Origin of the sequence: Bradyrhizobium sp., from assembly GCF_036009065.1 — a bacterium.
Taxonomy (GTDB): Bacteria; Pseudomonadota; Alphaproteobacteria; order Rhizobiales; family Xanthobacteraceae; genus Bradyrhizobium.
The window spans coordinates 19,356-28,280 of the sequence record NZ_DASYMN010000164.1 but is presented as its reverse complement, the minus strand read 5'-3'; the positions used below and the strand labels follow the sequence as shown (position 1 = coordinate 28,280).

Annotated in this window: 7 protein-coding genes; 6 read left to right on the top strand and 1 reads right to left on the bottom strand. The window is 62.7% G+C overall.

Going from position 1 to position 8,925, the window contains the following annotated elements; translation table 11 throughout:
- Positions 1 to 106: 106 nt before the first annotated feature.
- The 4 genes from pimC (at position 107) to glpK (ending at position 5,282) form a co-directional block, all read left to right on the top strand.
- The gene (gene pimC / locus VGP39_RS09990; protein ID WP_327567946.1) at positions 107 to 1,297 is read left to right on the top strand and encodes a pimeloyl-CoA dehydrogenase large subunit; all 1,191 of its coding nucleotides are present in this window, start codon (positions 107 to 109) and stop codon (positions 1,295 to 1,297) included.
- Between the two features lie 138 nt (positions 1,298 to 1,435).
- Positions 1,436 to 2,578, top strand: a complete 1,143-nt coding sequence (gene pimD / locus VGP39_RS09985; protein ID WP_327567945.1) for a pimeloyl-CoA dehydrogenase small subunit — start codon at positions 1,436 to 1,438, stop codon at positions 2,576 to 2,578.
- Positions 2,579 to 2,727: 149 nt separating this feature from the next.
- Entirely contained in the window at positions 2,728 to 3,501 is a 774-nt protein-coding gene (locus VGP39_RS09980; RefSeq protein WP_327567944.1) for an SDR family oxidoreductase, read from the top strand.
- A 254-nt stretch (positions 3,502 to 3,755) separates the two neighbouring features.
- Positions 3,756 to 5,282: a glycerol kinase GlpK gene (gene glpK / locus VGP39_RS09975; protein WP_327567943.1), complete on the top strand. Its 1,527-nt coding sequence runs from the start codon at positions 3,756 to 3,758 to the stop codon at positions 5,280 to 5,282.
- A 1,021-nt stretch (positions 5,283 to 6,303) separates the two neighbouring features.
- On the opposite strand, the gene apaG is transcribed toward glpK, so the two are convergent.
- Positions 6,304 to 6,696, bottom strand: coding sequence for a Co2+/Mg2+ efflux protein ApaG (gene apaG / locus VGP39_RS09970; RefSeq protein ID WP_327567942.1), 393 nt, complete (start codon positions 6,694 to 6,696; stop codon positions 6,304 to 6,306).
- A gap of 220 nt (positions 6,697 to 6,916) precedes the next feature.
- Here apaG and VGP39_RS09965 point away from each other — a divergent pair, with 220 nt between their 5' ends.
- Positions 6,917 to 8,167 (top strand): OpgC domain-containing protein, encoded by a 1,251-nt coding sequence (locus VGP39_RS09965; protein WP_327567941.1) that lies wholly within the window; start codon positions 6,917 to 6,919, stop codon positions 8,165 to 8,167.
- A complete protein-coding gene (locus VGP39_RS09960) occupies positions 8,164 to 8,919 on the top strand; it encodes an SGNH/GDSL hydrolase family protein (protein WP_327567940.1) in 756 nt (251 codons plus the stop codon). The genes VGP39_RS09965 and VGP39_RS09960 overlap by 4 nt, the downstream gene beginning before the upstream one ends.
- The last annotated feature ends 6 nt before the right edge of the window (positions 8,920 to 8,925 follow it).

Genomic DNA, 8,925 nt, shown 5'->3' with positions numbered 1-8,925 from the left:
GGAATCCATAACCCCGACTCGTGGTTGTGGATTCCGGGCTCGGTCGCTTCGCTCCCGCCCCGGAATGACGGGGGTTTAAATTTTCTTCACACAGCAGGAGGATCCGATGGATCTCGCTTTCAGCAAGGACGAAATAGCGTTCCGCGAGGACGTGCGGGCGTTCTTCCGCGACAACGTGCCGCCGGACACGCGGCGGAAATTGCAGGAAGGCCGTCATGTCAGCAAGGACGAGATGGTCGAGTGGTGGCGCATCCTGAACAAGAAGGGCTGGCACGTCACGCACTGGCCGAAGGAATATGGCGGCACCGGCTGGAGCTCGGTGCAGCATTACATCTTCAATGAGGAACTGCAGATGGCGCCGGCGCCGGCGCCGCTCGCCTTCGGCGTCAGCATGGTCGGCCCGGTGATCTACACCTTCGGCAGCGAAGAACAGAAGAAGCGCTATCTGCCGCGCATCGCCAATGTCGAGGACTGGTGGTGCCAGGGCTTTTCGGAGCCCGGGTCGGGCTCCGACCTCGCTTCCCTGAAGACCAAGGCCGAGCGCCGCGGCGACAAGTATATCGTCAACGGCCAGAAAACCTGGACCACGCTCGCGCAATACGCCGATTGGATCTTCTGCCTGTGCCGCACCGATCCCGGCGCGAAAAAGCAGTCCGGCATCTCCTTCATCCTGATCGACATGAAGACCAAGGGCATCACGGTGCGTCCGATCCAGACCATCGACGGCGGCCTCGAGGTCAACGAGGTGTTCTTCGACGACGTCGAGGTGCCCGTTGAAAACCTGGTCGGCGAGGAGAACAAGGGCTGGGACTATGCCAAATTCCTGCTCGGCAACGAACGCACCGGAATCGCGCGGGTCGGCGTCTCCAAGGAGCGCATCCGCCGCATCAAGGATCTCGCGTCCAAGGTCGAGTCCGGCGGCAGGCCTGTCATGGAAGACGCAAAATTCCGCGAAAAACTCGCCGATGTCGAGATCGAGCTGAAGGCGCTGGAGCTGACGCAATTGCGCGTGGTTGCCGACGAGGGCAAGCACGGCAAGGGCAAGCCCAACCCGGCGTCCTCGGTGCTCAAGATCAAGGGCTCGGAAATCCAGCAGGCCACCACCGAACTGTTGATGGAAGTGATCGGCCCGTTCGCCGCGCCTTTCGACGAACACGGCGACGACGGCAGCAACGAGGCGATGGACTGGACCGCGCAGATCGCGCCGAGCTATTTCAACAACCGCAAGGTCTCGATCTACGGCGGCTCCAACGAGATCCAGCGCAACATCATCACCAAGGCGGTGCTGGGGCTGTAACCACCGTCATTCCGGGGCGCGACGAAGGCGCGAGCCCGAAATCCATAACCACGACTGGGGTTATGGATTCCGGGCCCACGCCAAGCGGCGTGTCCCGGAATGACGAACTTTGATTTGGTTTGTGAGGAAAGAAGAAAAATGGATTTTGATTTGTCCGAGGAGCAGCGGCTTCTCAAGGAGAGCGTCGATGGGCTCTTGAACAGCTCCTATGACTTCGATAGCCGCAAGAAATACGCCGCCGAAAAAGGCGGCTGGAGCAGGAGCATGTGGAACAAGCTCGCCGAGCAGGGCCTGCTCGGGCTGCCGTTTTCGGAAGACGACGGCGGCTTCGGCGCCGGCGCGGTCGAGACCATGATCGTGATGGAGGCGCTGGGCAAGGCGCTGCTGCTGGAGCCTTACTTGCCGACCGTGGTGCTCGGCGGCGGATTTTTGCGCCGCGGCGGCTCGGCCGAACAAAAGGCCGGGCACATCCCCGACATCATCGAGGGCAGCAAGACGTTTGCCTTCGCGCAGCTCGAGAAGAACTCGCGCTACGATCTCAATGACGTTTCGACCTCGGCCAAGAGAAAAGGCGACGGCTGGGTGATCGACGGCGAGAAATTCGTCGTGCTCAACGGTGAGGCCGCCGACACGCTGGTGGTCACCGCGCGCACCGGGGGCGGCCAGCGCGACAGCAGCGGCATCGGCGTGTTCCTGGTGCCTGGCAACGCCAATGGCGTTTCGAAAAAGGGCTATCCGACCCAGGACGGCCTGCACGCCGCCGACATCACCTTCACCGGCGTCGAGGTCGGCGCCGATGCCACGATCGGCGATCCGGAAGATAGCCTGCCGCTGATCGAGCAGGTGGTCGACGACGCCCGCATCGCGATATGCGCCGAAGCGGTCGGCGCGATGGATGAATCGCTGAAGTCCACCGTGGAATATCTGAAGACCCGCACCCAGTTCGGCGTGCCGATCGGCAGCTTCCAGGTGCTGCAGCATCGCGCCGCCGACATGTTCGTTGCGGTCGAACAGGCGCGCAGCATGTCGATGTTCGCCACCATGGCCGCGGATTTCGAGGACGCCAAGGAGCGCGCCAATGCTGTCGCCGCCGCCAAGGTGCAGATCGGCAAGAGCGCAAAGTTCGTCGGCCAGCAGGCGATCCAGCTGCATGGCGGCATCGGCATGACCATGGAGGCCAAGATCGGCCACTACTTCAAGCGTCTCACCATGATCGAGAACACCTTCGGTGACACCGACTACCACCTGCGCCGCGTCAGCGAGCAGGGCGGGTTGGTTTAATTCGTCATTCCGGGGCGCGCGCCTTCGCGCGAGCCCGGAATCCATAACCCCAGTGTTCGAGCTCAGCATCCATACGCCAGCACAGGGAGTATGGATTCCGGGCCTGCGCCAAGTGGCGCATCCCGGAATGACGCGAGAGGGAGACTCCAATGCAATCCACCCCCTTCGATCTCACCGGCAAGGTCGCCGTCGTCACCGGCTCCAGCCGCGGCATCGGCCGTTCCTCGGCCGAACTGCTGGCGAAACTCGGCGCGAAAGTCGTAATCTCCAGCCGCAAGGCTGAAGCCTGCGAGGCCGCCGCCGAGGGCATCCGCAAAGCGGGCGGCGACGCCCATGTGATTCCCTGCAACATTTCGCGAAAACCCGAGGTCGAAGCGCTGATCGCGGGCAGCATCAAGCATTACGGCAAGGTCGACATCCTCATCTGCAACGCCGCGGTGAATCCTTATTACGGTCCGCTGCTCGACATATCGGATGAAGCCTTCGACAAGATCATGGGCTCCAACGTCAAGAGCAACATCTGGCTGTGCAGCCTCGCGATTCCGCAGATGGCGGAGCGGGGAGGCGGCTCGGTGGTGATCGTCTCCTCGATCGGCGGCCTGCGCGGCTCCACCGTGATCGGCGCCTACGGGATTTCCAAGGCGGCCGATTTCGCGCTGTGCCGCAGCCTCGCCGGCGAATGGGGCCCCAAGGGCGTGCGCGTTAATTGCGTGGCGCCGGGGCTGGTGAAAACCGATTTCGCCCGCGCGCTGTGGGAAGACGAGGAGCGCCTGAAACGCCGCTGCGCCACCACCCCCTTGCGCCGCATCGGCGAGCCGGACGAGATCGCCGGCGCGGTGGCGTATCTTGCCTCCGACGCATCCAGCTTCATGACCGGGCAGACCATCGTGGTCGACGGCGGCGTCACCACGGCGTCGGTGTAGGCGCTTCACCCTCCCCTGGAGGGGGAGGGTCGCCGCGAATGAAATTCGCGGCGGGGTGGGGTGAACCGTTCATCCGCTGCGCTGCCGTTGTTGCTTCACCCCGCCCCGTCGCATATCTCGCTTCGCTCGATGTTCGCGGACCCTCCCCCTTCAGGGGAGGGTGAAGAGATGCGTCGCGTTCATCATATTGACGAACCATTCCTGATCCGGCTTGCTTGACCGCGACACCAACAAGCACTCCGGAAAACGCCGCCATGTCCTACGTCCTTGCCATCGATCAGGGCACCACCTCCTCGCGCGCGATCGTGTTCCGGCAGGACATCTCCATCGCAGCTTCGGCGCAGCAGGAATTCCCGCAGCATTTTCCCGCATCCGGCTGGGTCGAGCACGAGCCGGAGGACATCTGGACCTCCACCATCGCCACCTGCCGCGAAGCCCTGAAAAAAGCCGGCCTCGCCGCAAAAGACATCGCCGCGATCGGCATCACCAACCAGCGCGAGACCACGGTGGTGTGGAACCGCGCGACGGGGCAGGCCATCCACCGCGCCATCGTCTGGCAGGATCGCCGCACTGCCGACATCTGCGCAAAACTGAAGGCCGATGGCCACGAGCCGGCGATCTCGGCGAAAACCGGGCTGATCGTCGATCCGTATTTTTCCGGCACGAAAGTCGCGTGGATCCTCGACCATGTCCCCGGCGCCCGCGCGCGCGCGGACCGGGGCGAATTGCTATTCGGCACCGTCGACGCCTATCTGTTGTGGCGGCTGACCGGCGGCAAGGTCCACGCATCAGATGCCACCAACGCCTCGCGCACGCTGCTGTTCAACATTCACAGCGGTGAATGGGACGACGAACTGCTGAGCATTCTGCGCGTGCCGCGTTCGATGCTGCCGGAGGTGAAGGATTCTTCGCACCATTTCGGCGACAGCCTGCCCGAATTGTTCGGCGGCACTATTTCGATCCGCGGCATCGCCGGCGACCAGCAGGCCGCCACCATCGGGCAGGCCTGCTTCTCGCCGGGCATGATGAAATCCACCTACGGCACCGGGTGTTTTGCCCTTCTCAACACCGGCTCAACCCCTGTGCAATCCAGCAACAAGCTGCTCACCACCATCGCCTATCAGCTCGACGGCAAACGCACCTACGCGCTGGAAGGCTCGATCTTCGTCGCCGGCTCCGCGGTGCAGTGGCTGCGCGACGGCCTCGGCGTCATCACGCAGGCCTCCGACACTGGCCCGCTCGCCGACAAGTCCGACTCCGCACAAAGCGTCTATCTGGTGCCGGCCTTCGTCGGCTTAGGGGCGCCCTACTGGAATCCCCGGGTGCGCGGCGCGCTGTTCGGCCTGACCCGCAACACCACGCCGGCCGAACTCGCGCACGCCGCGCTGGAGAGCGTCTGCTACCAGACTTTCGATCTGTGGGCCGCGATGCGCGCCGACTGGCCGGACGCAAAGACCGCCAACACCGTGCTTCGCGTCGACGGCGGCATGACCGCGTCGGACTGGACCCTGCAGCGCCTCGCCGATTTGCTCGACGCCCCGGTGGATCGGCCGATGATCCAGGAGACGACGGCGCTGGGCGCCGCCTACCTCGCGGGGCTCAGCGCCGGCGTCTATCCGGAGCCGGCGAAATTCGCCGACAACTGGCGGCTGGAGCGCAGGTTCAAGCCGGCGATGAGCGCGGCGACGCGGGAGCGGAAGCTTAAGGGATGGAAGCGCGCGGTGAAGGGGTTGCTGGCGAGCGATGAGGGGGAGGGGAACACGCCGCACAAAAATCGCTAAGCAACGCGGCTACCAATCCATCGTTCGTGTAAGTTCGCCTCGTTTGTCCGAAACAAGCTTGACGAGGGCTTCCAAAGAGAGGCCCAGTTCCCGATGATTATTTTTGGGAGAATAGGGCAGAGCCTTTATGTTTCGAGTCTGGCGTATCGTTGCGAGCATATCCGCATGAAAATTATCGCCTGACGTCATGTAGCTCATAGCCCGGATAGAGTGAAGCGAAATCCGGGATTCAGCTTCGCGGCACAGTGTAGGGCGCAATAAGCGAAGCGCATTGCGCCGCCGCTGAATGGCGCAATGCGCTGCGCTTATTGCGCCCTACCGGCTATGCGGATTGCGCTGCGCTCCATCCGGGCTACGAGACATCAGGATCGCCACAAAATAATTGATGGAACCTAAAAATTCCTATTGATGTAATTCCCACGCTGCTGTATATATTCCGTGTCCTGCTCGATGAGGGGCCGCTTTCTAGAAGCGATCTCTCAGCGGACAGAGCAAAAGCTGGCTGGACCGGGGCCCCGGACCAGCCGACGGCCTGATGGCCGGTGGAGCGCCGGGAGGCGCAGCGCCTGCCTTGGGCGCGCGCGGTGCCTTGCCGCGCGAGGTGGGTACGTTAATCCCGCCTCTAAGGGTGCCCGTTGGTGCCCTGGCGCCTCCCGCCGCTCCACCCCCTCGCTTGGGTTCGCGAGGGACTGGCAAACCTCGGACGCAGTGCGCCGCGAGAACGCGGAAGCGTGGCTGTTTGAATCGATGAATCGGAAATTTGAAGCGAGGCATCTCTTAACCTCGCCCCGCTCTTTCGCGGGGGAGAGGTCGACGCGCATCGCCAGATGCGCGGCGGGTGAGGGGCCAGGCACTGCGCTTGCCAAATCAAAAACCTATCGGGTCGAAAGCCTTCACCGCAACCCGCCGACCCGAGAGTCGTTCGCGGGTGTTCAGCCCAGTGCCTCGCCCCTCACCCGAAGCCTTCGCTGCGCTTTGGCTTCGACCTCTCCCCGCAAAGAGCGGGGCGAGGTGAAGAACGCTAATTCAACGTCCGTTTCCCCTCCGGGCTATCCAGCGAAAACGTCGGCACGTCGATCTCGAAGCGTTCGCCGCTTTCGGTCACCATCTGGTAGCGGCCGGTCATGATGCCCGAGGCGGTGGGCAGCGGCACGCCGGAGGTGTATTCGAAGCGTTCGCCGGGCGCCAGCACCGGCTGTTCGCCGACCACGCCTTCGCCGCGGACTTCCTGCTTTCGCCCGGTGCCATCGGTGATGATCCAGTGCCGCGTCCGCAACTGCACGGTTTCCCTGCCCGAATTGGTGATGACGATGGTGTAGGACCAGAAATATTGCTGCCGCTCGGCGGACGAACGTTCCGGCAGGAAGTTCGGCTCGACGGTGACTTCAATCTGGCGGGTCACGGCGCGGTACATGCAGGCGATCTTCCGAAAATGCGGCAAGGACATCATAGCGAAAACCGCCGGCGAAACCAAACTTCGAAAGTTCCCGGCGCCGCCGGCTTACCGTCGTTTCAACATAGTTCTGATCTAAAGCGCGCCGGGTTTTGCCCTGCAAATGGCTTGCAAGTTAGCGGCCGATGCGGTCTTTCGTGGCGGTGAAACGCGCGATTCCAGGTTCTCCAAGCGGTACCCGATGACGACCGTTGCCGATTCGATTGCCGGGGTTTCCATCGCGGGCGCCGATGGCGCGCGCGCAGCGCCATCGGCGCCGGCCATCTCGTTTGCGGCGGCCGCAACCGAGCGCGAACTGCGGCTCGATTTGTTTCGCGGGCTGGCGCTGTGGCTGATCTTCATCGACCATCTGCCGCCCAATATCCTGACCTGGTTCACCATCCGGAACTACGGCTTTTCCGACGCCACCGAGATTTTCATTTTCATCTCGGGCTATACCGCGGCGTTCGTTTACGGCCGCGCCATGTTCGAGCGCGGTTTTGTGGTGGCGACGGCGCGGATCCTGAAGCGGGTCTGGCAGATCTATGTCGCGCACGTGTTTCTGTTCACCATCTTTCTCGCCGAGATTTCCTATGTCGCCAGCCATTTCGAAAATCCGCTCTACGCCGAAGAAATGGGGATTCTGGATTTCCTCAAGCAGCCGGACGTCACCATCGTCCAGGCGCTGCTGCTGAAATTCCGCCCGGTCAACATGGACGTACTGCCGCTTTACATCGTGCTGATGCTGTTTCTGCCGCTGATCATATGGCTGATGGAGCGCAGGCCCGATGTGACCCTCGGGCTATCGGTCCTGCTCTATGCGCTGACCTGGCAATTCGACTGGTATCTGTCGGCCTACCCGAACGGGTTCTGGGCCTTCAACCCGTTTGCCTGGCAGTTGCTGTTCGTGTTCGGCGCGTGGTGCGCGCTGGGCGGCGCCAGGCGGATGTCGCGGATTCTGTCCTCGCCGGTGACGATGTGGATTTGTCTGGCCTACCTGCTCGCCGCGTTCTGGGTCACGCTGACCTGGCACATCCCGCAAATCCATCATTTGATGCCGCGCCGCATCGAGCAGTGGATGTATCCCATTACCAAGACCGATCTCGACGTGCTGCGGTTCGCGCATTTCCTGGCGCTGGCGGCGATCACCGTGCGCTTTCTGCCGAAGGACTGGCCGGGATTGAAATCGCCGTGGCTGCGGCCGCTGATCCTGTGCGGCCAGCACTCGCTGGAGATTTTCTGCCTCGGCGTGTTCCTGGCGTTCGCCGGACATTTCGTGCTGGCCGAGGTGTCGGGCGGGGCGGGGATGCACTTCGTTATCAGTATTTCCGGAATCGTCATCATGTCCGCCGCGGCATGGCTGTTTTCGTGGTACAAGCAGGTTGCCGAGAAAGGTCCGTCGCGCACAAGAAGCACCGCCGGCAACGCCGATATGGCGGGAGGGGCAGTATGAAGGCCGACTTGAAGGCCGTCCTTGGCTTGGCAATGCTGGCCGGTCTTTTGGCCGTGGCGCCCGCGCGCGCCGAGGACGCGCCTCGGACCTGCGAGGTTCCGGCCTACCTGCTATCCAGCGAGAGTTCGCTGCCCAAGGTCGCGGAAGCCGTAAAAACCGGGAAATTGGACATTCTGGTGGTCGGCAGCCGGTCCTCGACCATCAACGCGCCGGACGCGACCGCCTATCCAGGCCGCCTGGAGGCGACGCTTCGCGAGAAGCTGCCCGCGGTGAAAGTGAACATAAACGTCGAGCTGCAGATCAAGAAGACGGCGGACGAGGTCGCCGCAGGCTTAAGCAAGCTGGTGGAGGCGAAAAAGCCGACTTTGGTCATCTGGCAGACCGGCACGGTCGATGCTATGCGATCGATCGATCCCGACGATTTTCGCGCTGCGGTCGGCGACGGCGTTGCTGCACTGCAAAATGCCGGAACCGACGTAATTTTAATGAATCTGCAATATAGCCCACGCACCGAAACGATGATTTCCGCCAGTCCCTACATAGATAACATGCGCGTGGTGGCGCAGCAGCATGACGTTCCGCTGTTCGACCGGTTCGCCGTGATGCGCCACTGGAACGAGCAGGGAGATTTCGACCTGTTCAGCACTTTCCACGGACCCGAGCTCGCAAGACGGGTCCACGACTGCCTTGGCCGCGCGCTGTCGAAATTCGTGATCGATGCGGCTCACATCGGTCCGGCCCAGCAGAATTGAGGATTT

What these genes read in the sequence shown, in the direction of transcription:
- pimC (WP_327567946.1), top strand. Translation starts at nt 107, where the DNA reads ATGGATCTCGCTTTCAGCAAGGACGAAATAGCGTTCCGCGAGGACGTG.
- pimD (WP_327567945.1), top strand. Translation starts at nt 1,436, where the DNA reads ATGGATTTTGATTTGTCCGAGGAGCAGCGGCTTCTCAAGGAGAGCGTC.
- VGP39_RS09980 (WP_327567944.1), top strand. Translation starts at nt 2,728, where the DNA reads ATGCAATCCACCCCCTTCGATCTCACCGGCAAGGTCGCCGTCGTCACC.
- glpK (WP_327567943.1), top strand. Translation starts at nt 3,756, where the DNA reads ATGTCCTACGTCCTTGCCATCGATCAGGGCACCACCTCCTCGCGCGCG.
- apaG (WP_327567942.1), bottom strand. Translation starts at nt 6,696, where the DNA reads ATGTACCGCGCCGTGACCCGCCAGATTGAAGTCACCGTCGAGCCGAAC.
- VGP39_RS09965 (WP_327567941.1), top strand. Translation starts at nt 6,917, where the DNA reads ATGACGACCGTTGCCGATTCGATTGCCGGGGTTTCCATCGCGGGCGCC.
- VGP39_RS09960 (WP_327567940.1), top strand. Translation starts at nt 8,164, where the DNA reads ATGAAGGCCGACTTGAAGGCCGTCCTTGGCTTGGCAATGCTGGCCGGT.